The sequence below is a fragment of the Nocardiopsis lambiniae genome (genome assembly GCF_031845465.1).
GTDB classification, from domain to species: Bacteria; Actinomycetota; Actinomycetes; order Streptosporangiales; family Streptosporangiaceae; genus Nocardiopsis; species Nocardiopsis lambiniae.
Genome location: NZ_JAVREP010000007.1, coordinates 159,218 through 181,891 on the forward strand (window position 1 = coordinate 159,218; position 22,674 = coordinate 181,891).

Below are 22,674 nucleotides of genomic sequence, written 5' to 3' on the forward strand. Positions count from 1 at the left end.
CGGTGGGAGCGGGGCACGAGGATGATGGTCGGCATGGTGGTCGCCTCTCGGCGCGGGGCACAACGGGGCTCCGGACCGTACGGTCACCCCTCGCGGGGGCCGTACGCGGTATTCCGCGAAGGCAATAGTTGAGGCCCGGGGGACACTTGCTACCACACCGACCAACAGTGACTCTAACCCATGGAACCGGGCCGTTGTTCCATGATCCCACGGCGAGTCGCATGCGCAATATCACGGTGGGGATCCGCCGTGACGGGGAACAAGGATGCCGGCCCCGCAGAGGGGAGCGGGGCCGGCGGGGACGTTCGCGCGGGGTCAGACCCGGCGCGCGATCGTGGTCTGTTCCTCGCGGGTGAGCAGCTTGAGGCGCTTGCGGCCGCGGGCGGCCCCCAGCTCCTCTTCGCGGGCCTCGATCCGCTGCCAGCCCTCCCAGGTGGTGTACTCCACGCCGCGCTCCTCCAGCAGGGCCCGGAACGCGATCGGGTCGGGTTCGACGGCGGGGGTGAACGTCTCGCGGTCGGAGACCAGGTTGGCGACGGTCTCCATGGCGTCGCCCTTGGTGTGGCCGATCAGGCCGACCGGGCCGCGCTTGATCCAGCCGGTGGCGTAGACCCCGGGGATGTGGTTCTCGTCCAGGTCCAGGACCCGGCCCTCGCGGTTGGGAACGACACCGCGCTCCTCGTCGAAGGGCAGGTCGGCCAGGGGCGACCCCAGGTAACCGATGGCCCGGTAGACGGCCTGGACCTCGTGGTCCACGTACTCGCCGGTGCCCCGGACGTTGCCGTCGCCGGTGAGTTCCATGCGCTCGGTGCGCAGACCGGTGACCCGGTCCTCGCCGAGCACCTCCACCGGGGCGTGCAGGAAGTGCAGGTGCAGGCGGACCTCGTCGCCGCGGGGGTCGCGGATCGCCCAGTTCTGCAGCACCTTGACGTTGGTCTTGACCTGGTTGGAGTCCTCGCAGGCCTGGAGGCTGCCCTCGTCCATCTCGAAGTCCTCGGGGTAGACGATGACCTCGACCCCGGGCTGCTTGTCGAGTTCGCGCAACTCCATCGGGGTGGCCTTGCACTGGGCGATGCCCCGGCGCGCGAAGACGTGCACGTCGGTGACCCGCTTGGCGCGCAGCCCCTCGTAGACGTTGTCGGTGATGTCGGTTTCGAGCAGGTCGTCGGCGTTCTTGGCGAGGATGCGGGCCACGTCGACGGCGACGTTGCCCGCGCCGATCACGGCGACGCTGCCGCCCTCGACGTGCCAGGACGGCGAGACGTCGGGGTGGGAGTCGTACCAGAAGACGAAGTCGGCGGCGCCGTGGCTGCCGGGCAGGTCGATACCGGGGATGTCCAGGGGGCGGTCGCGGTCGCTGCCGGTCGAGAAGATGACCGCGTCGTAGTGCCGGTGCAGGTCCTCCAGCTTGAGGTCCACGCCGTACTCGACGTTGCCGTAGAAGGTGATCTCCGGCTTGTCGAGGATCTTGTGCAGGGCCCCCTGGATCTGCTTGATCCGGGGGTGGTCCGGGGCGACGCCGTAGCGGACCAGGCCGTAGGGGGAGGGCAGCTTGTCCAGGATGTCGATGCTGACGGACGTGCCGCACGCGGACAGGGTCTCGTCCTTGGTGAGCAGGTCCGCGGCGTAGATGCCCGCCGGACCGGCACCAACGATTCCCACTCGCAGGGGTCGCGTCATCGCACAGCTCCAAGTCTTCGCGCCAGGGTCGGACGCCATCAAAAGGTAAGGCTTGCCTAATCTATCCGGTGGCGACACCGGTAATCCCCACTATAGTGGTGGGAAATTCCGCCTCCGTCTACGGGGGGCGGCTTCGAGGCCGGGGCCGCGCATCGGCGCCACCGCACACCGGCATCCCAGCTGGGGCGGGGGTCGCGGCGGCGACGTTCCCCTCCCCGCTGAAGGGTCAACGCGCCGTCAACGGCGAATCAGCCCCGAGTCCGTTGTGGGGAAAGTCACCCCTGGGATCCGCCCCGTTCCAGTTCCGCCTTGACCGAGGCGGCGTACCGGAGGACGCGCTCCTGGCCGGACAGCTTGGCGATCGCCTCCATGATGGCGTCGGTGGCCTCCCTGCGGGGCTTGGCCTTGTCGGCCAGGCCCTTCCACGGGGACAGGTCCACGGCCTCACCGAAACGCACGCCCACCCGGTTGAACGAGGGGACCCTGCGTCCCCGCGGAAAAATCCGCTCGGTCCCGGTCAGCGCCACCGGGATCACCGGGACGTCGGTGGTCAGCGCCAGCCAGGCCAGTCCGGTCTGGCCCTTGTACAGGCGGCCGTCGGGGGAGCGGGTGCCCTCGGGGAAGATCCCGAACACCTCGCCGCGTTCCAGCACCCCCAGACTGTTGTCCATCGCCTCCTGGGAGCTCTGGCCCGGACGGCGGTCCACCGACAGCTGGCCGAGTCCGCGCAGGATCCGCGCGAGCGTCCGACGCGGCAACGTTCCCTCGTCGAACAGCTCCTGCTTGGCGATGAACCGCACCGGCCGGGGGCAGGCGACGCCGATGAACAGGGGGTCGATGAGCGCCAGATGGTTGACCGCCAGGATGGCCCCGCCTTCGCGGGGCACGTGGTGGGCGCCCTCCATCTTCACGGGCCACACCATGCGGGTCGCGGGCGCGACGACGACCTTGGCCGCTCCGTACAGTGACACCATGAAGTGGACCCTTCTCCGTGGGTGAAGCCGATCGGCGTGTGCGGGGGAACTCCACGGATCCGCCGCTCCGCGCGTGCCATGACCTTACCCGGCCGGTGGGGTCCGGCGTCGGGTCGAGGGGGCCCGCCGATTCCGGGGGCTTCCCCCGAACTCCCCGGGGAGATCAATATGGTGGCGTGGGTCACACACGCTAGGCTCATGGTCTAGACCTCTGACGCAGGTCGGAGGTCGTGCACCGGACGCGCTCGTGAAGCGAGGAAGAACAGCCATGTCCAAACCGGTCGACGTCAGCCATCAGATCACCGACGGGATGATCACCAGTCCGAACCTTCCGGAACCGAGCATCACCGAGAGTTCGACCGCCCCGGGGACCGCCGGGCACGGCAACGGCGGTGGCCGTGTCGCCATGGCCGGTGCCACCGGCACCTACGTGGAGATGCCCGCCCACCGTTACCGGGACGGCGCCGACCTCGCCGATCTGGACCTGGACCGGGTCGCCGACCTCCCCGGCGCGGTCGTCGACGTGGCCGATGCCCGTCAGATCGGACCGGAGGCCTTCTCCGGTCTGGAACTGCGCGGCAGGGCCGTTCTGCTGCGCACCGGCTGGGACCGCCACTGGCGCACCGAGGCCTACGGCGGATTCGACCACCCGCACCTGACCGAGGCCGCGGCCAAGACCCTCGTCGAGGCCGGTGCGGTCCTGGTGGGCATCGACTCGGTGGGCGTGGACGACACGGCCCCGGCCACCGAGGGGGCCCGTCCCGCCCTGGCCGTACTCCTGGCCGCCGGGATCCCGGTCGTCTCGCACCTGTGCCTGCTCGACGAGCTGCCCAACGAGGGGTTCCGGTTCTTCGCCGTGCCCGCCAAGGTGCGCGGGTTGGCCGCCTTCCCCGTGCGAGCCTTCGCCCTCGTCGGCTGAGCCGTGGCGCGGGAGCGTCCCACCGGGGACGCTCCCGCGTCAAAGATCGGCGTCGACGTCGTCCTGTGCCCGGTGCCGCTCCAGTTCGGCCCGCTGCCGGGCCTCCAGCCGGGCCGTCCGCTCGTCCTGGGCGACCGCACCGGCCATCGACGTCGACAGGGCGCGCAGCTCCATGTTGATCCGCGGGTAGGCGGGCAGCCGGGGCAGCGCACCCATCCTCGGGGTGCGCCGCTCCTCCATCGCCGAGATCAGTTCGCAGAACGCCAGGTCCACCCGTTGCAGGGTGATCGTCCCGACCGGTTCGGGGTCCTCCAGCGCCAACGCGGACAACGCCAGGTATCCCGTGCGCTGGGTGGCCACCACCACCGGCCACAGCGGCCGGGTGGAGGCGGCGCGAGGAACATCGCCGATCGCGCTGTCGTAGACCCCGCGCAGGCTCACCAGCGCCGCCCGCATGTCCCGTCGCAGCTCGTAGCGGAGCCCGGGGTCGATCTCGGTGTCCTGGTCCAGCACCGCCGACACGCACCGGCGGGCCTCCTCCAGCACACCCACGATCGACTGCGGCAACCGGGTCGCCGACGCGCCCCGCCACAGCAGCATCGCCCCGGCCAGCCCCGCCAGGCCGCCGACCACGGTGTCGATGATGCGGGTCTCGGCCAGCTCGGTGATCGGGTGCGGCGCCGCCGTGTACGACAGCAGCAGCGCCATCGGGGTGATCAGCAGCGAACCGTAGAAGAAGTTGCGCCCGATGACCAGTTGGGCCGCCCCCTGGAACGCCGCCGCCAGCACGATGACCGCCGCCAGCGGCGGGTTCGCGGCGATGAGGAACGCCCCGATCACCACGCCGAGCAGGGTGCCGAGCGACCGCTGCACCGCCCGGTTGAGGGTCAGGACCACGTTGCCGCCTTGGAGGACGGCCGTCGTGGTGATGCCCACCCAGTAGGAGTTCTCCAGGCCCACGGCCAAGGCCAGGGCCCCCGCCGCCGTCACCGTGATCCACATGCGCAGCGCGGTGGGGCGGATGAGCGACTCCGGGCTCAGACTGGAGCGCAGCGCCCCCCACAGCGCCGGGTAACGCTCGTCGTGCAGGGTCCGGGCGCTCTCGTCGTCCTCGAACTCCTCCCCGTCCCTGCGTTCGGCCGAGGCGGCCCGCGCCATCAACCCGTACAGCCGCGCCTCCAGGGAACGGGGGCGCATGCCCCGACGCACCCCGTCCAGTTCGGCCGGATCGGGTGCCCGGTCGGGGTCGGCGACCGCCGCGGCCATCCTGTCGGCGAAGGCCGCCGCCTCCGGGGGCAGCGGGGTGGTGCGGGCCATGCACACCTGGGTCGTGGCCAGGTGGACGTCGGAGACCCGGCGCAGCAGCGAACGCAGTCGGGCCGCCTCGCCACTGGTCCGGTACCCGCGGGTCTGCGCCAACAGCACCAGGCGCCAGGCGTCGGCGACCGCGACCGAGGCGTCGTGCTGCGCGTGGTCCAGCTCCGGGGTGCCCACCGACCGCAGCAGGGCGGCGAGCCTGCGGTAGGCCACGGCCACCGCCTGGTACTCGGGGTGGCGGGCGCGCACGACGACACCCGACATCGACACCGCCCAGCCGATGGCCGCCCCGAGCGCGGCGATGGCGGCGTGCAGGGGGACGTCGGTCAGACCGCCGGGCACGATCGTGGAGATCGCGCCGACCAGGACGATGAACAGCGGGCCGGGCTTGTCCACCCGCCAGGCGGCGCAGATCCAGGTGGCCAGACCGGCGGTCAGTCCGATGGAGATCACCCCCGCCCACGGGGAGAGCGCCGAGGCCAGCGAACCCATCGTCACGCTGACCACGAAACCCAGGCCCACCAGGGCCAGCGCGGCCGACCGGTAGACGTAGGGGGTCTTCTTCTCGTACAGGACCGTCATCGAGCCCATCGCCGCGAGAGTGGCGACCTGCGCGTCGAACAGCCACGCCCCCAAGGCGAAGGAGACGGTCATGGCGATGGCGGCCTGCGCGGCGGTGGTCCAGGCCCAGGCACCCGACTCCAGCCCGAAGACGGCGCGCAGATCCACACGCGGTCGGGGACGCTCACCGATGGTGGCGCGTCGGGGGACCGGGTGCGAGGTGTCGCCCACATCGAGAGGTCCGGTATCGCCCGTGGTTCCCAGATCTCGCACGTGCCCCATCCTAGACCGGGACGAATCGGTACTCATGACTCAGAGGACGCTTTACCCCCGGTTTCGGGTTCGGTGCCCTCTCCGTGTCCTCGGCCACCCCGCCTTCGGCGCGTCCCTCATCGCGCGTCGATGCACCGACCCTTCCACCCCCTGAGCTGACAGGACGTCCCCGGGTCGGGTCCGCGCCCCCGAGAGGGTGTCCTCGGCCACCCCGTGCCCTCGGGCGCCGGGACGGACCCGGGCCCCAGGGCGGCCGGGAGTACGGGAAGGCCGCGGGTGGACCCGTGACGGGGCGCACGCCTCGGGCCGTCACGGGTGGTCCCGCTGCCCTCTCCTCCGGGAGGAGGGGAACTCAATTCCGCGTGGTGGCCGCCTCGGCCTCGGCCGCCCGGGTGAGGGCCTCGTCGCGTTCGGCCTCGGCCCGGTCGGCCCGTTCCGCGGCGCGGTCCCGCGCCTCCTCCGCCAACGCCAGCCGGGCGGCGGCGGCCTCGCGCGACTCGGCGAGGGTGAGTTCGGCCCCGCGCCGTTGCGCCGCCAGCTCCTCCGTCAGTCGCTCGCGTTCGGCCACCGAACGCTCCAGTTCGGCGGTGAGTCGTTCGCGTTCGGCCACGGCCGCCGTCCGTTCCGACTCCAGCGCGCGCTCGATCCGGGCGAGTTCGGCCTTGGCGCGTTCGCGTTCGGCGATCAGCGCCTCTTCGAGCCGGTGGATCCGCTCCTCGGCGCGGTCGGCCCGTTCCCGTTCGCCCCGGGCCTGGGCCAAGGCCTCGTCACGGCGGCGGGCGTGTTCGGCCGTCTCCGCCCGGAGCCCCTCGGCCTCGGTGTGCGCGTGCTGTAGACGCCGGGCGGCGTCGGCGCGTTCGTGCTCGGCCGCGTCACGGAGTTCGGCGATCCGGCGCTCGGCGGTGGCCAGCCCCGCGTTGGCCTCGGCGATGGCGGCGTCGCGTTCCTCCCCGGCCCGTTCCGCCTCCCGCTCCGCCCGCTCGCGTGCGCCCTCGGCCTCGTCCCGGCGGGCCAAGGCCTCCTCGGCCATCCGCTCGGCCTCGGTGGTCGCGGCGATCGCCGCCGACGCCGCCTCCTCGGCCGACCGTCGGGCCGACTCCGCCTCACGCCGACGGTTCTCCGCCTCCAGTCGGGCCGCGTCGGCCTCGGCGGCGTGCCGGCCCCCCGCCAGCCGGGCGGCCTCCACCTGTGCCTCGGCCGCGGCCGGGTCGGTCATCGTCGCGAACGCCTCGGTGGCGGACCGCAGTGTCTCGGTGAGCTGTTCGCTCTGTACCGCGAACCGGGTGAGCAGGTCGTCGGCGCGCAGCCGGGCGGCCGTCACCGGTTCGGCCGTGGCGAACGCGGGGGCGTCGGAAGCGGAGGGCTCTCGGGCGGCGCGCGCCTCGGCCTCCTGGCGTTCGGACTCCTGGGCCTGCCGCTGGCGCTCCTTCCAGGCGCGCCACCGGGTGTGCTCGGGCAGGTCGCAGTACTGGGGAGGTCGCCCGGGTGAGGAGGCCCGGGGCACCGGGCGGTCACAGCCGGGGAAGTTGCAGGTGTTGGAGTCGGAGGTCGCCACGCAGGCGAGCGTAGCGTTTCCGGCCCCGCCCGCGCCGGGGCGTGTCGCGCTGGGAGCGGCGCGGTGTGGGCGGGACACGGCGCGTGCGGGAAAGCGGTACGGGTGGGGCGAGGGAGAACGGGAGGCGGGGGAGAGGAGGGAAGCGCGGTGCGGGCGTGCGCGGCCGGTGTCCGTCCCCAACCCGACGCCCTTGTCCGCGAGGCCGCGCCGACGGACAATACCGCCATGCCGACTCCCCAACGTGACGATGTCGCCACGCGAAGCCTCCTCACCCGCCTGGACCGTTTCTCCCTGCTGCCCGAGGCCCGTGCCCTGCGCGATCGGGCCCGAGAACTGCTCCGGGCCGATCCCGGGGACGCCGTTGTGGACGTCGGCTGCGGAGGCGGCCGGGCCACCGGCGAACTCGCCGCGGCCGGCACGCGCGCCGTCGGCGTTGACCTGGACCCCCTCATGCTCGACGCCGCCCGTGCGGCCCACCCCGGAGCCGAGTTCCGCCACGGCGACGCCTATCGGCTGCCCCTGTCCGACGGTTCCATGCGGGGCTACCGGGCGGAGAAGGTCTACCACTCGCTCGACGACCCGCTGCGCGCCCTCGCCGAGGCGCGCCGGGTGCTGGTCCCGGGCGGCCGTGTGGTCCTGCTCGGCCAGGACTGGGACGCCTACATGGTCGACTCCGACGACCCCGACACCACCCGCCGCATCATCGCCGCCTACGCCGACACCATGGCCGACCCCCGCGCTCCGCGCCGACAGCGGGCGCTGCTGGCGTCGGCCGGGTTCACCGACATCGAGATCGAGGGCCGGATCGTGGTGTTCACCGAGGCGGAGGTCCTGGGCATGCTCATCGGATTCGCCGACGCGGCGGAACGCTCCGGAACGATCGATGGGGCACGGGCCCGATCCTGGGCGACGGAACAGCGCCAACGGGCGGAGGAAGGACGGCTCTTCGTCGCGGTCCCCTTCCTGCTGGTGAGCGCCGAACGCCCCTGAACGGCACCGCACGGCGGTCCTCAACCGAGGAACCGGACCACCGCCCGCACCCCGACCGGCTGCAAGGCCAGTGCCGGTCGGGGGCGCACCTCCTCGGGGCGCACCGGTTCCAGTCGGACCCGTGAGCAGAGGTGGGCCGCGATGACCTCCACCTCGCGCAGGGCCATGGACGCGCCCAGGCAACCGCGCGGCCCGGCACCGAAGGGGAAGTAGGCGTGCCGGTGCCCGGGGCGCCCGCCGTTCAGCCAACGTTCGGGACGGAACTCCTCCGGGTCCGGGAACCATCGCCCGTCGCGGTGGACGACCCATGGACTGAGGCCCAGGGTGACGCCGGCGGCCAGTGTGTACCCGCCCACCTCCAAGGGACCTACGGTCTCCCGGCTGATCACCCACGCCGGAGGGTACAGGCGCATCGCCTCCTTGGCGGCGGCCGAGGCGAACTCCGGTTCGCCCATCCGCGCGCCCGCCTCCGGATCCGCTCCCACGGCGTGGAAAAGCCAGGTCAACGCGTTGGCGGTGGTCTCGTACCCCGACATCAGCAGGGTGGCCAGCTCGTCGCGGACCTCGGGGAAGGGCGGGTCGTCGGCCAACAACCGGCCGAGGGCGTGGGCGTCCTCCCCGGGAGGGTTCTCGGTGATCAGGGCGGCGAGGGCGGCGTCGAAGTCGCGCAGGGCCCGGCGCAGGCCGCGATTGGTCCGGGTGGGCAGCCACATCGGCAGGCGCGGTGCCGAGGTCAGGCGCATGATCGCGGCCACGGCCCGGATCAGGGTCTCGCCGCGCTCGCCCAGGGGCCGTCCGGCGATGTGCACGGCGCCGACGCCCATCGCCAGCCGGGACATCTCGTCGTGGACGTCGATCTCCAGACCGTCGTGCCAGGTGTCCAGGAGACGGGTGACACCGTCCCGGGCGGCGTGTTCCAGGTGGTCGAGCCGGTCACTGCGGAAGGCCGGGCGCAACCGGGCCCGTTTGCGCTCCCAGTCGGCCCCCTCGCTGTTCATCATGGCGGAAGGGAAGCCCATGGGGCCGCGCCGCACCGCCTCGCCGATCTTGACGACACGCCCCTCGCGGTCCAGCAGGACCCGGCCGATGTCATCAGGGTGGGCCAACAGCACGTTGGTGGGGGTGAGGGAGACGACGTCCCCGAACTCGCGGGCGGCCCCCGTCAGGAAACCCAGGGGGTCCACCGCGTAGTCGGCGGCGTTGGAGGAGGAGCGCCCGCCCCGGGGACCCGGGGGAGCGGAGGAGGGAACCGCCATCGTGTCCGTTTCCGCACGAGGCCCGTGCCGCCGGGGCGGCACGGGCCGATCAGGGTGTGGCCTAGTAGTAGATGTAGGGGCGGGTCAGCCGCTCCGCGTCGATGAGGCGCAGCTTGGCGGCGATGCGATAGGCGGCCTTCTTCATGAGGTCTCCTTCCACGGGTGCCCCGGTCCCCTGTCGGTTCCGGGCGACGGGAAGAACGCTAGGCCTCCTGTGACGGAGGGGAACAGTGGCGCGACGGTGAGAAAACCGTGCGCGCAAGGTAACCCATTTCAGTTGTCATAACATGACCCAGCGTGATCGGGGCGCGCGGGGGAGTGCGGACACGGCGACGCCCCCGTGCCGAAGGGCACGGGGGCGTCCGCCCGGGGGAGGGGCGGCGTCAGTCGTGGGCGCCGAAACCGTCGACGCGGCAGACCATGGTGGTCACGAAGGGCCGGAAGCCCTCGGTCTCCAGGAAGCTGATGTCCTCCGAGGCCGTGGCCAGGGGGGAGAACTCGATGTCGCGGATGCCCATCGCGGCCAGCTGGTGGCGGATCTCCTCCAGCAGCTTGGAGCCCACGCGGGTGCCCGCGTACTCCGGGTCGATGGCGAACGTCTGCACGATCGCGACGCGCTCACCGCGGTCCCAGCTGCCCTGCGGGTTCTCGCGCAGCGTCACCATGGCGTACCCGGCCGGGTCGTCCCCGTTCTCGGCGAGGATCGCCAGGGTCTCGGGGTCGGACATCCACGCCAGGTACTGGGCGCGACGTCGTCGCCAGGACTCGTCCATGCTCGTGGTGCTGATGATGTCGGACAGGTGGGAGGCGCCCAGGGCGTGCTGCTGGTGGAGGGCGCACCACAGGTCCGCGAGTTCCTCCACCTCGTGAGCGCCCAGGTAGCGGAAGCCGAGCACACCGACGTCGTTCGGTCGAGGTTTGGTCATCAGCGAAGTTTGCATGTTCTTCTCACCCGTTCCACCAGCATTGGGTGCTGATCCCCCGGAGCGCCCAGGATGCGCGCCCTTGCTTGAGCTGTGGTCCTGACTGTACGTGCCGGTATTCACCGGAACGTGCGCGACACGAGGAAAGAATTCGGTCGCCATCACGATGAAAGAAGAAGTTCAAATTTTTCTTCTTGAATCGCCCGGAGAGGGCTCCTTGGACGTTGTGCAGCGAATCACTGTCGCAAGGCGGGCAATGTGTCGGAAACCGCCCGGAAACCTGTGCGTACTGACCTACATTGGAGACCATGATCGACGTACGGCGGTTGCAGCTCCTCCACGCTCTGGCGCACCACCACACGGTGGCCGCGACGGCCGAGGCGCTCAGCGTCACACCTTCGGCGGTCTCCCAGCAGCTCGCCGCCCTGGCCAGAGAGCCCGGGGTCCCCCTCGTCGAACGCCAGGGCCGCCGTTTCATGCTCACCGGCGGGGCCAGGGTCCTGCTCGAACGCGCCCCCACGATCTTCGCGGAGATGGAGCGCGCCGGCGCCGACCTGGCCGCCTACGCCGAAGGCGACCGTGGGGTCATCCGCGTCGGCTCCTTCTCCACCGGCATCAGCGACCTCATCGCCCCCGCCCTGGCCCGGCTGCGCGTCAGCCACCCGGGCTGGTCCTTCGAGGTCGTCCAGGCCGAACCCGAGCAGAGCGCCGACATGGTCCGCTCCGGCCGCCTCGACGTGGCGCTCACCATGTCCACCGGCCATCTGCCCGCCGCCGGCGACCCCGACTTCCGCACCGACTCGGTGATGGTCGAGCTGTTCGACGCGATCCTGCCCTACCAGCACCCGCTCGCCACCCGCAACGGCCTGCACCTGGCCGAGGACCTGGCCGACGAGGACTGGATCATGTCCGCGCCGGGCACGGCCTGGCACGAGTGCGTCACCGCGGCCACCAGCCAGGCCGGTTTCCAGCCGCGCGTGGTGCACACCGTCGACGACTTCAGCGCCGTGTTCTCCCTGGTCCAGGCGGGCCTGGGCATCGCGCTCATGCCGCGCCTGGCCTGGACCGGCATCAACACCCCGCAGATCGTCGTGCGCGGGGTGCGCGAGACCGCCCGTCGCCACATCATCGCGCTGTCCCGGTCCGGGGCCACCCCCGAACCGCTGCTCACCGCCGTGCGCGAGGCCGCCAGCAAGGTCCCGGTGCCCTCGGTGGGCCCCTTCGCCATCGCCGGATGATCGCGCGGCCCCAAGGCCGCGCTCACCCCGGGGAGGGCGAGGACCCCGGTAGCGGTGGCACGTCGTCGAGCACGTCCTCGGCGGCCTGGTGCAGATACCGGGCCACCACGCGGATCGGCCGCCAGGCCCACCCGCCGGTGCGTCCGGCCAGGTACACCTGGCGCACCCCGCCCAGCTCACCGAGCGGGGCATGGGCCACCCCGCGCCGAGTGGTCGCCGACAGGCGCGGGACGACCCCCACGCCCACCCCGGCGGCCACCAACTCCTCGAACAGTTCGAGGTTGTCGATGCGGTGCACGATGCGGGGCGTGAACCCCGCGTCGGCGCACATGCGCTGCACCAGCGTCTCCTCGTCACCCCGGTAGGGGCTGGCGATCCAGGCGGCGTCCGCCAGGTCGCGCAACCGGCGCCGGGTCAGGGCCCGGCTGTCCGCCCCCTGAGAGGGCTGGGACAGCAGTAGACCCTCGGTGCCGATCGAATGGACCGTCAGCGTCCCCGGAAAATCCCGGGGGAGGAGACTGTACTGGTACACCACCCCCAGATCGGCGCCGCCGTTCTGCAACAGGGTGAGCGCCTGCTCCGACTCGTACTCGGTCAGATGGATGTCGATGCCCGGGTGATCGTGGCGCAACCGGCGCAGCGCGGGCAGCACCAAGGGCGCGGCGCTGGTGTACATGACCAGGTCGACACGGCCCACCGGCTCGCCGTCGCCGTCGAACTCCGCCCGAGCGGCCTCCACCCGGGCCAGGATGTCCACCGCGTGTTCGGCCAACCGCCGCCCCGCCGGGGTCAGCCGTACCCGGCGCCCGTCGGGGACCAGCAGGGGCACCCCGGCCTCACGTTCGAGGACGGCGAGGTGTTTGGACACCGCAGACGTGCTCATGCCGGTGACCTCGGAGACGGCGACCATCGTGCCCAGGCGTTCCAGTTCGACCAGAAGGCGCAAACGGGTGAAATCCATCCACTGAAACTACATGGTCCATCAACCAACGGTTCGTGGACAGAAACGGACCTCTGCGCCACATTGGTCGGGTGATCCGCTCCTTCCTTCCCTCGCTGCGCCGTGCCCGCCTCCAGGTGCCGGCGCCGATCATGCTGCTCATCGGTATGTTCACGCTGCACACCGGCAGCGCCCTGGCCGTCACGGCGTTCGCGCAGGCGAGCCCGGCGACGGTCACCTGGTTGCGGCTGACGTGGGCGGCGCTCCTTCTGTTGGCCCTGGGTGGTCGCTCTCTGTGGCGGGCCGTGCGCGAAGCGACGTGGCGTGAGCGCGGTGCCGTGGTGATCCTGGGCACAGCGAGTGCGGGGATGATGATGTTCTACTCCGAGGCGACGGCGCGGATCGAGCTGGGCACCGCCACCGCCATCGAGTTCCTCGGCACCCTGGTCGTCGCCGTGGCCGCCATGCGCCGCCGCCGCGAACTCGTGTGGATCGTCGCCGCCATCGCCGGGGTGCTCTGCCTGACCCGACCCTGGCAGGGCGACCTCGACCTGCTCGGTGTGGGCTTCGCCCTGGCGGGCGCGGTGTGCGTGGTGTTCTACATCGTCCTCACCCAGAAGGTGGGCGCCGGATTCGGCGCCGTCCACGGACTGGCCCTGACCATGGGCGTCGGATCACTGGTCACCGCGCCCTTCGGGGCCCCGGCGGTCATCGCCGCACCCGATCTCGACCTCATCCTGTTCACCCTGTTCATCGCGCTGCTGTTCCCGATGGTGCCGTTCCTGCTGGAGATGATCGCCCTCCAGCGGATGACCCGCACCGCCTACAGCACCTTCTCCAGCATGGAACCCGGAGTGGCGCTGGTGATGGGCCTGATCATCATCGGCCAGGCGCCCGCCGCCCTACAGATCGTCGGCATGGCGCTGGTGGTCGTCGCGGGCATCGGGGCCACACGGGGCGAGCGCGGCGACCGCCCCGCCGTCCCGGAGATCGTGCGCGAGCGGCGCGATCGCGCCGCGCCGGCGGAGGGCACGGTGGACGCGGACGCGGTGAAGGACGTCGCGCTCACCATGGACCCCGGCTCCACGGGCTCCGCCGCCACGGACCCGGGCGCTCCGGACCTCGGAGCCACGGATCCCGGCTCCACGGATCCCGGCTCCACGGAGGGCGACACCGTGAAGGTCTCCGGCGCGGAACTCGTCGACGCCGGGCCCGCGCTCCGTCCCCGGCGGCGGGCCACCTGAACCGACCGTTCGGCGCGCGCCCACCACGAGGGCGGACGGGCGCGCGCCGAACGGTCGCCTTGCGCCCTTCCGGAGGACCCCCGCACCGCGAAATGTGCGCGAACCCCCTCCCGTCCTGTGCGTTCCCGTGCGGTGGGCCTCGGCCCGAACCGCTCGGTGAACCCCGGGGAGCCCGCGCGCCGAGCGCGTGGCGGCCTCCCCCGGGGCGAGGCCGGGTCCGTTCGACCGTGTCGAAGCCGTCCGCGTCCGGAGGATCATTCCGTGGGTTCGCCGACCGACGACCCCTCCAGGGCGGTGCCCGCCGCGATCTCGCGCAACGCCGCGACATGCCGTTCGAAGGCGGCCTGACCCTCCTTGGTCAGCGACAGGGAGGTCCGGGTGCGCCGACCCACGGTGAACTTGTGGACCTTCACGTAACCGGCGCTCTCCAAAACGGTGATCTGCTTGGACAGCACCGAGTCGCTGACCTCCACCGTGTCCCGTACCACCCGGAACTCCGCGCGGTCCACGGCGGCGAGAGCGGCCACCACGGAGAAGCGCACGGGGGAGTGGATCACCTCGTCCAGCCTGTTGCGCGGGTGACTCATCGTGGGTTCCTGCTCTGTCGCAGCGCCACGTACCCGGCCACCAGGGGCGGGACGGCACTGAGCACGGCACCGGTGATCCACCACGCCGCCACGTCGGGCAGCCAGGTGCTGCCGACCACCACGGTGACCGAGTAGACGACGGTCCAGGCGCCCATCATGCCGAGGTGCAGCCTCCCCATGCTGCGCGGCTGTACGGGGCGGGTGAGCGCATAGGTGATCAGCACGGCGATGAGCAGAAGGCACACCGCCGTCGCCCACATCATGAACGAGAGGGAGGGGGCGAACCCGATGGCGAGGATCAGGCCGCAGCTCATCGCCGCGTAACCCGCGCCGAAGATCCCGTACCAGCCACCCTGTCCGCGCATGCGGGCCCCCAGGGTCCCCGCCTGTTCGAGGGCGTCCAACGCTTCGTGCTGTCGCATGCCGATCCTTCCGATCGTTTCCTGTTTCCAGATTCGCACTCACTTTCCACTTTGGCAAGTGTTTTCCGGGGTGGTGGGAAAACCCTGGGCGGGACGTCGAGCCGACCGAGGGCCGACGGCGACGTCCTCGATCACACCGGTCGCCTCCGCCGAGGTGAGCGACCGGCCGACCTCGACGGGCCGCGAGAGCGCGCCGGGCGCCCCGCGGACCTCCCCGTGGTGAGACGCGGGCGCGCCCCGCCGCCCCCTGAACGCCCCCGCGTCTCCGGTCCCGGCGCCTCCGTCCCGGTCGGTGAAGGTTCTCGCGCTCTTCGTTCCGGTGCCACCGGCCCGGTCAGCGAACGCCGAAGGGCCGGGGACGTGCCCCGGCCCTTCGACGAACGTCCCGGCCCTCAGTCCGGTACCCCTCCCTCCCGGTACAGCACCAGGTGCTCGTGGTACAGCACCCCGTCGCGCACATCGCCCGTGGCGGTGAACCCCGTGTCGTCCACATAGTCGATGTGGTCCCCGGTGACGCGATAGCTCCCGGTGTAGGCGCTCCGACGGTTCCCCCGCGCCTCGTCGTAACGTCCGTTCGGCAACAGCTCCTGCCGGATGTGGCCGTCTGCGGTCACCCACATGCCCACGTACGGGTGCGGCGCGATGGTCTCCTCGGTCATGGCGACCCTCCTCTCTCGATCGTTCAACGGCGGGTGAACCGGTATCCCGCGTGGTGCAGCACGCCGTCGTGGAACTCACCGAACGCCCAGAACCCCAGGTCGTCCAGGTAGTCGATCCGGTTCCCGCCGACCCGGTAGCGGCCGGTGTAGGCGCTCTCGCGCTCCCCGCGCCCCTCGTCGTAGCGGCCGTCGGCCGACAACTCCTGACGGATGAACCCGTCCTCGGTGACCCACGTCCCCGTGTACGGGTGCCGGGCGTCGCCCTCGGGCCAGGGGGCCGCCGCCGGTCCGCTCCCGTCCGGCACCTCCGTGGCGTCCCTGATCCGGCCGCCGATGACGAGCAGATCGCGGTGCCCTCCCCGGAACGGCACCGCGCCCGGGGGAGTACCGGGGGCGTCGGCGATCCGGTACACGGCGACGTCCGCCCGCTCACCCGGGGTGAGGGTGCCGCTCACACCCTTCCCGGTGAGGTCGACGGAGGCGGGCAGCACCACGGTCCCCGCGCAGTCGATCACGATCATGTCGTCGTCCTCGGCCGCGGTCAGCAGCCCCGGGCCGACGCCGACGACCACCTCACCACCGATGAGCACGTCGGCGCGCTCCCAGTCGCCCATCAACGGGTTCCCCGTGATCACGGTGCCTCCGGTCAGCAGCAGCGGCCGGTCCTCGGGCTCGCGGGCCCGCGCCGACACGGCGTCCTCGCGTCGGGGCCGGGAGGCTTCGGTGATGCCCATGGTCGTCCTCGTTCCCTCGTCGTGTCCGTGCGGTGTGCTCAACGGGCGGCACGCGCCAGCACGCGGTCCCTCGACTCGTGGACCCGCGCGCGCAGTTCGCCCAGGTCCACGTCCAGGACCCGTCCCGCCCACTTGCGGGGCTCCCCGTCGATCAGGACCGTGGTGACGTTGCGGGCGTCGGCGCCGAGCACCACGGTGCCCACGGGGTCGTTGAGCGGCATGTTGTTGAGGTCCTCGGCCTCGATGACGAGCAGGTCCGCCCGCTTGCCCGGGGTGAGCGACCCGGTCACGTCGTCCAGCCCGTTCGTGCGGGCCCCCTGGAGGGTGGCGAAGTCCAGCACGTCGTGGACGCCGATCCGGTCGGCCTCCCGCCCGGTGCCGTACACCGCGTTGGCCGCGCGCATCCGCTGCACGGTGTGCAGGGCGCGCATCTGGGTGAACATGTCCCCGGCCAGGGCCACCTCCACGTCGATGCTCAACCCCGGGCGCACCCCCGCGGCCAGGGCCTCGTCGACGGCCGGGATCGCCGTCTCCAGCCCGATCTGCGCGTCCGAGGTGGGCGCGAGGGCGATGGTGGTCCCGGTCGAGCCGATCGCCTTCCACGCCTCCCCGGTGAGCCCGGTGGCGTGGATCAGGGTGACGTGCGGTCCCAGCAGCCCCCCGTCGGCCCAGTCCAGGACGGCCGAGGAGGAACCGGCGCCGAAGACCGCGTCCACGCTCACGCCGATGCCGAGGTCCCGGGCGATCCGGGCGAGGTCGGGCCCGTAGGCCGGGACCGGTCCGGCGACCTCGTCGGTGGCCAGTGCCGCGACCCGTAGGGTCAGCATGCGGGAGGTGTCGTCGGTGTGCTCCTCGCGGAGCCGGGCCAGGTCCCCGGGCCACTGCCGGTCCCACTCCCCGAAGTGCGGCCCCATGGACGCGTGCACGCCCCGGATCCCGGTGTCCGTCAGGGCGCGCACGGCGGCGTCGGAGTGCTCCCGGGAACGGGAGTTGTGCGAGAAGTCGAGCATGCAGGTGATACCGGCGTCGATCGCCGACAGCGCCGCCAGCCGGGTTCCGACGTACATGTCCTCGGGGCCGTAGGCGGGCGCGTACCCCGCCAGGGTGGAGACCACGTAGCCCGCCAGGTCGTCGACGTCGGGCATGATCCGGCGCAACTGGGACTGCCAGGCGTGCCGGTGGGTGTCGACGAACCCGGGTGTGATGACGCTTCCGGAGGCGTCGACGACGACCGCGTCGCCCGCGTCCGGGACGGTTCCCACGGCGGCGACGGTGTTCCCCTCGACCAGGACGTCCGCGCCGTCGAGGACGCCGAGGGCCGGGTCCATGGTGAGCACGGTCGCTCCGGTGAACAGGATGCGCCGGCGCGGGTCGCCGGACCGGCGCCGGATCTCCTCCAGTGCCGCCTCGGCGGCGGTGTGCTCGGAGTCTTCGGAACGCATGGGAGATGTCCCCTCGGGTGGTTCTGTGTGGACCGACCCTCCCGAGTCTGGTTCCGCGTCGCCGGGGGTTCCAGGTCGCCGTGCACCCTGGTGTGCCACACCCGGTCAGGGCGTCTCGGCCGGGGCCGACGGGCACGGCCCGGGGCCTGCGACGCGCGAGGGCCGCGCCGGGTGACCGGCGCGGCCCTCGCGTTGGACGCTCTCGGATAGGCGTTCAGGTCCGTGCGGGTCGTTCCCCCGCGCCCGGCTCCGATCCGGTCACCGGGTAGGCGGTGTGCAGGGACCCGAGCAGGGCCAGGGCCTCCTCCGACGGGCTCCCCGGTTCGGCCTGGTAGACGACCAGTTGTTGCCCCTCGGTGTCGTTGACGGTGAAGCTCTCGTAGTGCAGATCCAGGTCACCGACCGTGCGGTGGTACAGCCGTTTGGTGCCGCCGCTCTTGCCCCGGACGTCGTGACGCGACCACAGCACGCGGAAATCCGTGCTCTTCAGGGACAGTTCTCCGACGAGTCCGTTGAGCCGGGGGTCGTCGAGGCGCAGCCCCGCCGCCTTGTGCAGTTCCGCCACCACCGCGTCCGCCGCACGGTTCCAGTCGCGGTGGAAGTCGCGGGCGGCCGGGTCGAGGAAGGTCATCCGCGCCAGGTTGTCCGTGATCGTGAAGTCGGCGTACAGGGCTTCGGCGAGACGGTTGCGGGCCACGAGGTCCAGGGTGGGGCCGATGACGAAGGCGGGGGTGTCGCCCCAGCGGTCGAGAAGGCGGAGCAGGTGCGGGCCCACCCGCCCGGATCGGCGCGACCCCCGGCCGCGCCGCCCGTCGGAGAGGGCCAGCCGCCGCAGGTGGTCGGTCGCCTCCTCGTCCAGCAGCAGGGCTCGGGCCAGCGCGTCCAGCACCTGGGGGGAGGGGTGGCGTTCCCGTCCCTGTTCGAGGCGCATGTAGTAGTCGGTGCTCACCCCGGCCAGGATCGCGACCTCCTCCCGACGCAGGCCCGGCACCCGGCGGCGTCCGGAGGTCGCCAGCCCGACGTCGTCCGGCCGGACCCGGTCTCTTCGCGCCCGAAGGAACCCCTCCAGGGTGACCCGGGGGCCGGCCCCGGGGGTTTCGTCAGTGCCCATGGCCTCAGGCTAGGCGGGGGCCGTCCCGCCGAACAGGGACGAGGGTGGGTGCGCGCCACCCACCCTCGCGATGTCACGCCCGTCCGGTTCGCTCGACCTCCACCGGTGCCGGTGGCGGAGGTGGTGGGTCGCCGCGGTGCCGGTTCCTCAGGATCTCGCGCAGGGAGAAGACGTCCCCCGCGCGGAAGTAGCGCACACCGCGCGGGTTCTTGAGGCAGGAGAGGCGGCCGTCGGCCTCCCAGCGCTTGACCGTGGTGGTGCCGACCTCCAGCACGATCGCGGTCTCCCCGGTGGTGAGGTACATGTCGGGGTGGGTGAGGAGGAGGTCGTCGAGGGAGTCGAGCCTCATCGCCGGGCCTCCGGACGGCCGGAACGGGTGGGTAGGGGGAGGGGGCGGCCCGCACGTGACCCGATGACCGCGTCCACCGGGAATTCGGGGTACGCGGGATGGAGGTCCTCCCAGACGCCGGGGCGGGACTCGAAGGTGTACATGCCGTCGGCCGTCACACCGATGACGGCGTTCCCGAGGTGTTCGGGCCCGATGAGACAGGGCGCCATCTCCGGTCCCCGCGTCCACGGGAAACGGAACCATTCGCACTTCATGTTGATTTGTCGTTTTCTGAATGCTTCGGATGCTATTGCGAGTTTTGCTCGTGGTGACCTTGTCGGTTGGGTCAGAACTTGCTGTTCCATGCCATCAAGGTGCCTCTCGCCAGCGATGTTCCACAGTAAGCGGGATGTATCTCAGAAGACATGACGCACCTTGGGAAACCTCGATAATGTCAGGAACATGACTGAACAGACACCGGTGTCCAAGGAACCAATCCGTGGTCCTTTGACTTTCGGCTCCTACCTGCGAAACGAGCGAAAGCAAGCAGGTCATACGCTGAGAAAGTTCTCATCCCTCACAAACTTTGCCATCTCGACGCTGTCCCGCTGGGAGAACGACCACAAGCCCCCTGTCCGCGCCGACGTGGAAAAGCTCGACAGGGTCTTGGGCGTGCGAGGGAGGCTGGTCGACAAGTGGGAGGCCGAAACCAGCGAGGGGCCGCCTCCGTGGATGCGTCTTCCTGACGCCAGGGAGGCGCGCGCTGTTTCCATCGACACCGTGTCGGTGTCGTTGGTTCCTGGTTCGGTCCAGTCGTTGGAGTATGCGCGTGCGGTGTTCCGTGCCGGGCGACCTACTGCTCCCAGGGAGGAAGTGGAACGTCTGGCGCAATTGCGGGTGAATCGCTACGAGTCATTGACCAAGCGGAACGACCCGCTGGTCACCGCGGTCTTTCCGATGCACTCGCTGTTGCACCTTCCTCCTGTGGTGAAGGAAGACCAGGTCAAGCATTTGTTACGCCACTTGGAGCGAGGGCGGTTGGTCGTGTACCTGATACCCGACCATGTCCCCATCCTGTCGGTGTCCTCTTCGATGCAGCTCTACCGGCTCGCCGATGGCAAGGCCGTCGCGTCGTCGGACCACGTCAGCGGGAACGTTCTTCTGGAGAAGCCGAGTGAGACCGCGACGGTAGAGTCCTTCATACGGGACTTGATCGGGCTTGCTCACCCCCGTAGCGAGTCCGTGCCGTTGTTGGAAGGATTGCTCCATGAGCAACGATTTTCATAAGAGCACGTACAGCCATGACGGCTCTCACTGTGTCGAGGTGAGGGAAGGTCCCGCCACCCTGGTTCGTGACACGCAGAACCGGGACCAGGGGGCCCTGTCCTTCCCCGCCGTGGAGTGGTCCGCGCTCTTGAAGGCCGCGCGATAGACCTCCCCTTCACCTCGAAGCCCTTGTCGCCTTCCTCGTGGGGCAGGGGCTTCGCAGTGATCCGCGCCACAGCCGCGAACTCCGCCCGGGCGCTCGCGGCGTCCCCTCCGCCCGGTGCCACGGTCCCACTCCCGCTCCGAACTGCGAAGACGGCCCTTCACCACCGACGCAAGGTCCTCGACCCACCCTCCCGGAAGGGACTAACGGCCCTGTCGGATGCATTAATCTGGCGCGACCATGGCCGCGAAAACTGATCTCGAACTCCTGCGTGCCCACGAACCGGTGCTCATGTGCACCAAGGGAGAACTCTTCTTCCCCGCCGACGTGGACGCCTACGTACGCAATTGCAGCCTGTGGATCGAGGAGTCCGGTGGTGGCGAACGCGTCATCGTCCCCGCCGGCGAACTCACCCTCGACCGCCTGGCCACCGCCGAGGAGGAGTGGCCCGGACGCCACAAACACCTGCGGTTCGTCCAAGAGGAGACCCTCCGCGAGGAGGCCCGCCGGTTCAAGGGCATCTCCCGCACCGTCATCCCCAAGAGCGGCCGTCTCGCCGCCGTCGGCGTCCTCGGCCGCATCCTCGACATCCTGATGAAGCTCTCCCTGCTCATCCGGGGCGCGGTCCCCGGTGGCGTCACCTTCGCGGCGGTGACCCGCTACCGGGAACGCGTCGACAACGGCGACGCCACCTACTACGGCCGGGTCACCCGCGAGGGCGGCTACATCATCCTCCAGTACTGGTTCTTCTACGCGATGAACGACTGGCGGACCATCTACGGCGGCGTCAACGACCACGAGGCCGACTGGGAACGCGTCACCGTCTACGTCGTCGAGAACCGCGACGGCACCACCCGCCCCGTCTGGATCGGCGCCTCCTCGCACGAGTACCACGGCGACGACCTCCGTCGCAGCTGGGACGACCCCGACCTCCACCGTGACGGCGCCCACCCGCTCATCTACGTCGGCGCCGGCTCGCACTCCCACCAGATGCTCCCGGGCGACTACCTCATCCAGGTCGACCCCTCCGTCTTCCGCGGCCTGATCAACGCCTGGAAGTGGATCACCCACCGCGTCTTCCGCGCCGACAGCGCCATCAACCGCCACGGCATCGGCGTCCCCTTCGTCGACTACGCCCGCGGTGACGGCACACGGCTGGGCCCCGGCGGCGACCGCCGGTGGCAGGCCGTCCTCATCGACGACGACACCCCCTGGGTCAAGGGCTTCCGCGGTCTGTGGGGCCGTGACACGCGCGACTTCTTCGACGGCGAACGCGCCCCCAGCGGCCCCCGCTACGAACGCGACGGCACCATCCGCCGCTCCTGGGCCGACCCCCTGGCCTGGGTGGGGTTGCAGAAGGTCGCCCCCACCGAGACCGCCGCCCGCGCCGAACTGCGCGCCCACATCCTCACCCTGGAGGGGCGCCTGCGCGAACTCGACGCCGACATCGTCAAGCGCCGCGACCGCCTGCGCCAGCTCGACTCCGCCCGCATGGTCCTGGCCCGCGAGGCCCACTCGCGCCCCCGGGCCCGCGCCTACTCCGAGGAGATCACCTCCCTGGAGAAGGAGCTCGCCGGCGTCTACGAGAAGCGCGTCCTCACCGCCGACGAACGCGACAGCCACCTGCGCGCCCTGGAGGCCGACGTCCCGCTGGTCCCGTCGCCGACCGAGCACCTCAAGGCCCCGCACCTGCCCTACACGTCGGGACAGCAGCGCAGCACCCGCTTCCTGCATCTGTGGGTGGCCCTGAGCACACCCCTGCTGCTGATCGCGCTCGCGCTGCCCCTGTTCCTCCTGGAAGGCCAGTTCACCTTCTACGCCATGATCGGCGTGGTCGTCGCCTTCGCCGCGGTCGACTCGATCGCCCGACGCAAGTTCCTCCAGTACGTCACCGGGTTGGCGATCCTGGCGGTGCTGGTCGGCCTGGTGGTCGGCGTCATCGTGGCGTTCGTCCTCGACTGGCGCATCGCCGTCACGGTCCCCATCGTGGTCATCGTGGTGCTCCTGCTCGTGGTCAACATCCGCGACCTCATGCGCCGCTGATCCCCGCGTCCCGCGAACGCGCCCCCGCACACGGTGCGGGGGCGCGTTC

Annotated in this window: 22 protein-coding genes; 7 read left to right on the plus strand and 15 right to left on the minus strand. The window is 71.2% G+C overall.

Annotated features, from left to right (window positions below; all coding sequences use genetic code 11):
• Window positions 1-315: 315 nt before the first annotated feature.
• Both RM479_RS12900 and RM479_RS12905 read right to left on the minus strand, forming a co-directional pair.
• Window positions 316-1,662 carry an FAD-dependent oxidoreductase gene (locus RM479_RS12900; RefSeq protein ID WP_311512082.1) on the minus strand — a complete coding sequence of 449 codons (1,347 nt, stop codon included), beginning with the start codon at window positions 1,660-1,662 and terminating at the stop codon, window positions 316-318.
• A 293-nt stretch (window positions 1,663-1,955) separates the two neighbouring features.
• A complete protein-coding gene (locus tag RM479_RS12905) occupies window positions 1,956-2,651 on the minus strand; it encodes a lysophospholipid acyltransferase family protein (RefSeq protein ID WP_311512083.1) in 696 nt (231 codons plus the stop codon).
• Between the two features lie 271 nt (window positions 2,652-2,922).
• Between RM479_RS12905 and RM479_RS12910 the strand changes: the two genes are divergently transcribed.
• Window positions 2,923-3,573, plus strand: a complete 651-nt coding sequence (locus RM479_RS12910) for a cyclase family protein (protein WP_311511966.1) — start codon at window positions 2,923-2,925, stop codon at window positions 3,571-3,573.
• 39 nt (window positions 3,574-3,612) lie between these two features.
• Here the strand turns inward: RM479_RS12910 and RM479_RS12915 are convergent, their stop codons facing one another.
• Window positions 3,613-5,733: an FUSC family protein gene (locus RM479_RS12915; RefSeq protein ID WP_311511967.1), complete on the minus strand. Its 2,121-nt coding sequence runs from the start codon at window positions 5,731-5,733 to the stop codon at window positions 3,613-3,615.
• Window positions 5,734-6,076: 343 nt separating this feature from the next.
• Window positions 6,077-7,279 (minus strand): coiled-coil domain-containing protein, encoded by a 1,203-nt coding sequence (locus RM479_RS12920; RefSeq protein ID WP_311511968.1) that lies wholly within the window; start codon window positions 7,277-7,279, stop codon window positions 6,077-6,079.
• Between the two features lie 225 nt (window positions 7,280-7,504).
• Here RM479_RS12920 and RM479_RS12925 point away from each other — a divergent pair, with 225 nt between their 5' ends.
• On the plus strand, window positions 7,505-8,269 hold the full coding sequence (locus tag RM479_RS12925) for a methyltransferase domain-containing protein (protein WP_311511969.1): 765 nt from the start codon (window positions 7,505-7,507) through the stop codon (window positions 8,267-8,269).
• A 20-nt stretch (window positions 8,270-8,289) separates the two neighbouring features.
• On the opposite strand, the gene RM479_RS12930 is transcribed toward RM479_RS12925, so the two are convergent.
• From RM479_RS12930 to RM479_RS12940, 3 genes are all read right to left on the minus strand, one after another.
• On the minus strand, window positions 8,290-9,525 hold the full coding sequence (locus tag RM479_RS12930; RefSeq protein ID WP_311511970.1) for a cytochrome P450: 1,236 nt from the start codon (window positions 9,523-9,525) through the stop codon (window positions 8,290-8,292).
• Between the two features lie 61 nt (window positions 9,526-9,586).
• On the minus strand, window positions 9,587-9,685 hold the full coding sequence (locus RM479_RS12935) for a cittilin family RiPP precursor (RefSeq protein WP_274812764.1): 99 nt from the start codon (window positions 9,683-9,685) through the stop codon (window positions 9,587-9,589).
• A 223-nt stretch (window positions 9,686-9,908) separates the two neighbouring features.
• A complete protein-coding gene (locus tag RM479_RS12940; RefSeq protein WP_311511971.1) occupies window positions 9,909-10,451 on the minus strand; it encodes a GNAT family N-acetyltransferase in 543 nt (180 codons plus the stop codon).
• Between the two features lie 305 nt (window positions 10,452-10,756).
• Here RM479_RS12940 and RM479_RS12945 point away from each other — a divergent pair, with 305 nt between their 5' ends.
• Window positions 10,757-11,686, plus strand: coding sequence for a LysR family transcriptional regulator (locus RM479_RS12945; RefSeq protein ID WP_311511972.1), 930 nt, complete (start codon window positions 10,757-10,759; stop codon window positions 11,684-11,686).
• A 22-nt stretch (window positions 11,687-11,708) separates the two neighbouring features.
• Here the strand turns inward: RM479_RS12945 and RM479_RS12950 are convergent, their stop codons facing one another.
• Window positions 11,709-12,647, minus strand: coding sequence for a LysR family transcriptional regulator (locus RM479_RS12950; protein WP_311511973.1), 939 nt, complete (start codon window positions 12,645-12,647; stop codon window positions 11,709-11,711).
• A gap of 71 nt (window positions 12,648-12,718) precedes the next feature.
• Here RM479_RS12950 and RM479_RS12955 point away from each other — a divergent pair, with 71 nt between their 5' ends.
• Window positions 12,719-13,870, plus strand: a complete 1,152-nt coding sequence (locus RM479_RS12955) for an EamA family transporter (protein ID WP_311511974.1) — start codon at window positions 12,719-12,721, stop codon at window positions 13,868-13,870.
• 254 nt (window positions 13,871-14,124) lie between these two features.
• On the opposite strand, the gene RM479_RS12960 is transcribed toward RM479_RS12955, so the two are convergent.
• The 7 genes from RM479_RS12960 to RM479_RS12990 all read right to left on the minus strand — a co-directional run bounded on the left by RM479_RS12960 (window position 14,125) and on the right by RM479_RS12990 (window position 19,174).
• Window positions 14,125-14,457 carry a winged helix-turn-helix domain-containing protein gene (locus RM479_RS12960; protein WP_274812757.1) on the minus strand — a complete coding sequence of 111 codons (333 nt, stop codon included), beginning with the start codon at window positions 14,455-14,457 and terminating at the stop codon, window positions 14,125-14,127.
• Window positions 14,454-14,879 (minus strand): hypothetical protein, encoded by a 426-nt coding sequence (locus RM479_RS12965; protein ID WP_311511975.1) that lies wholly within the window; start codon window positions 14,877-14,879, stop codon window positions 14,454-14,456. Before RM479_RS12965 ends, RM479_RS12960 begins: the two co-directional genes overlap by 4 nt.
• A 392-nt stretch (window positions 14,880-15,271) precedes the next feature.
• Window positions 15,272-15,538, minus strand: coding sequence for an Atu4866 domain-containing protein (locus tag RM479_RS12970; protein ID WP_311511976.1), 267 nt, complete (start codon window positions 15,536-15,538; stop codon window positions 15,272-15,274).
• A gap of 23 nt (window positions 15,539-15,561) precedes the next feature.
• Window positions 15,562-16,272, minus strand: coding sequence for an Atu4866 domain-containing protein (locus tag RM479_RS12975; RefSeq protein WP_311511977.1), 711 nt, complete (start codon window positions 16,270-16,272; stop codon window positions 15,562-15,564).
• Window positions 16,273-16,310: 38 nt separating this feature from the next.
• A complete protein-coding gene (locus RM479_RS12980) occupies window positions 16,311-17,714 on the minus strand; it encodes an amidohydrolase family protein (protein WP_311511978.1) in 1,404 nt (467 codons plus the stop codon).
• 214 nt (window positions 17,715-17,928) lie between these two features.
• Window positions 17,929-18,825: a helix-turn-helix domain-containing protein gene (locus RM479_RS12985; RefSeq protein WP_311511979.1), complete on the minus strand. Its 897-nt coding sequence runs from the start codon at window positions 18,823-18,825 to the stop codon at window positions 17,929-17,931.
• 73 nt (window positions 18,826-18,898) lie between these two features.
• On the minus strand, window positions 18,899-19,174 hold the full coding sequence (locus tag RM479_RS12990; protein WP_311511980.1) for a MerR family transcriptional regulator: 276 nt from the start codon (window positions 19,172-19,174) through the stop codon (window positions 18,899-18,901).
• Between the two features lie 441 nt (window positions 19,175-19,615).
• On the opposite strand from RM479_RS12990, the gene RM479_RS12995 reads away from it, so the two are divergent.
• From RM479_RS12995 to RM479_RS13005, 3 genes are all read left to right on the plus strand, one after another.
• Window positions 19,616-20,440 (plus strand): helix-turn-helix domain-containing protein, encoded by an 825-nt coding sequence (locus tag RM479_RS12995; RefSeq protein ID WP_311511981.1) that lies wholly within the window; start codon window positions 19,616-19,618, stop codon window positions 20,438-20,440.
• Entirely contained in the window at window positions 20,421-20,585 is a 165-nt protein-coding gene (locus RM479_RS13000) for a DUF397 domain-containing protein (protein ID WP_311511982.1), read from the plus strand. The genes RM479_RS12995 and RM479_RS13000 overlap by 20 nt, the downstream gene beginning before the upstream one ends.
• Window positions 20,586-20,822: 237 nt before the next feature.
• Window positions 20,823-22,625: a hypothetical protein gene (locus RM479_RS13005; protein WP_311511983.1), complete on the plus strand. Its 1,803-nt coding sequence runs from the start codon at window positions 20,823-20,825 to the stop codon at window positions 22,623-22,625.
• Window positions 22,626-22,674 lie beyond the last annotated feature (49 nt).

What these genes read in the sequence shown, in the direction of transcription:
- RM479_RS12910 (WP_311511966.1), top strand. Translation starts at nt 2,923, where the DNA reads ATGTCCAAACCGGTCGACGTCAGCCATCAGATCACCGACGGGATGATC.
- RM479_RS12915 (WP_311511967.1), bottom strand. Translation starts at nt 5,733, where the DNA reads ATGGGGCACGTGCGAGATCTGGGAACCACGGGCGATACCGGACCTCTC.
- RM479_RS12925 (WP_311511969.1), top strand. Translation starts at nt 7,505, where the DNA reads ATGCCGACTCCCCAACGTGACGATGTCGCCACGCGAAGCCTCCTCACC.
- RM479_RS12930 (WP_311511970.1), bottom strand. Translation starts at nt 9,525, where the DNA reads ATGGCGGTTCCCTCCTCCGCTCCCCCGGGTCCCCGGGGCGGGCGCTCC.
- RM479_RS12940 (WP_311511971.1), bottom strand. Translation starts at nt 10,451, where the DNA reads ATGACCAAACCTCGACCGAACGACGTCGGTGTGCTCGGCTTCCGCTAC.
- RM479_RS12945 (WP_311511972.1), top strand. Translation starts at nt 10,757, where the DNA reads ATGATCGACGTACGGCGGTTGCAGCTCCTCCACGCTCTGGCGCACCAC.
- RM479_RS12950 (WP_311511973.1), bottom strand. Translation starts at nt 12,647, where the DNA reads ATGGATTTCACCCGTTTGCGCCTTCTGGTCGAACTGGAACGCCTGGGC.
- RM479_RS12960 (WP_274812757.1), bottom strand. Translation starts at nt 14,457, where the DNA reads ATGAGTCACCCGCGCAACAGGCTGGACGAGGTGATCCACTCCCCCGTG.
- RM479_RS12965 (WP_311511975.1), bottom strand. Translation starts at nt 14,879, where the DNA reads ATGCGACAGCACGAAGCGTTGGACGCCCTCGAACAGGCGGGGACCCTG.
- RM479_RS12970 (WP_311511976.1), bottom strand. Translation starts at nt 15,538, where the DNA reads ATGACCGAGGAGACCATCGCGCCGCACCCGTACGTGGGCATGTGGGTG.
- RM479_RS12975 (WP_311511977.1), bottom strand. Translation starts at nt 16,272, where the DNA reads ATGGGCATCACCGAAGCCTCCCGGCCCCGACGCGAGGACGCCGTGTCG.
- RM479_RS12980 (WP_311511978.1), bottom strand. Translation starts at nt 17,714, where the DNA reads ATGCGTTCCGAAGACTCCGAGCACACCGCCGCCGAGGCGGCACTGGAG.
- RM479_RS12985 (WP_311511979.1), bottom strand. Translation starts at nt 18,825, where the DNA reads ATGGGCACTGACGAAACCCCCGGGGCCGGCCCCCGGGTCACCCTGGAG.
- RM479_RS12990 (WP_311511980.1), bottom strand. Translation starts at nt 19,174, where the DNA reads ATGAGGCTCGACTCCCTCGACGACCTCCTCCTCACCCACCCCGACATG.
- RM479_RS12995 (WP_311511981.1), top strand. Translation starts at nt 19,616, where the DNA reads ATGACTGAACAGACACCGGTGTCCAAGGAACCAATCCGTGGTCCTTTG.
- RM479_RS13000 (WP_311511982.1), top strand. Translation starts at nt 20,421, where the DNA reads ATGAGCAACGATTTTCATAAGAGCACGTACAGCCATGACGGCTCTCAC.
- RM479_RS13005 (WP_311511983.1), top strand. Translation starts at nt 20,823, where the DNA reads ATGGCCGCGAAAACTGATCTCGAACTCCTGCGTGCCCACGAACCGGTG.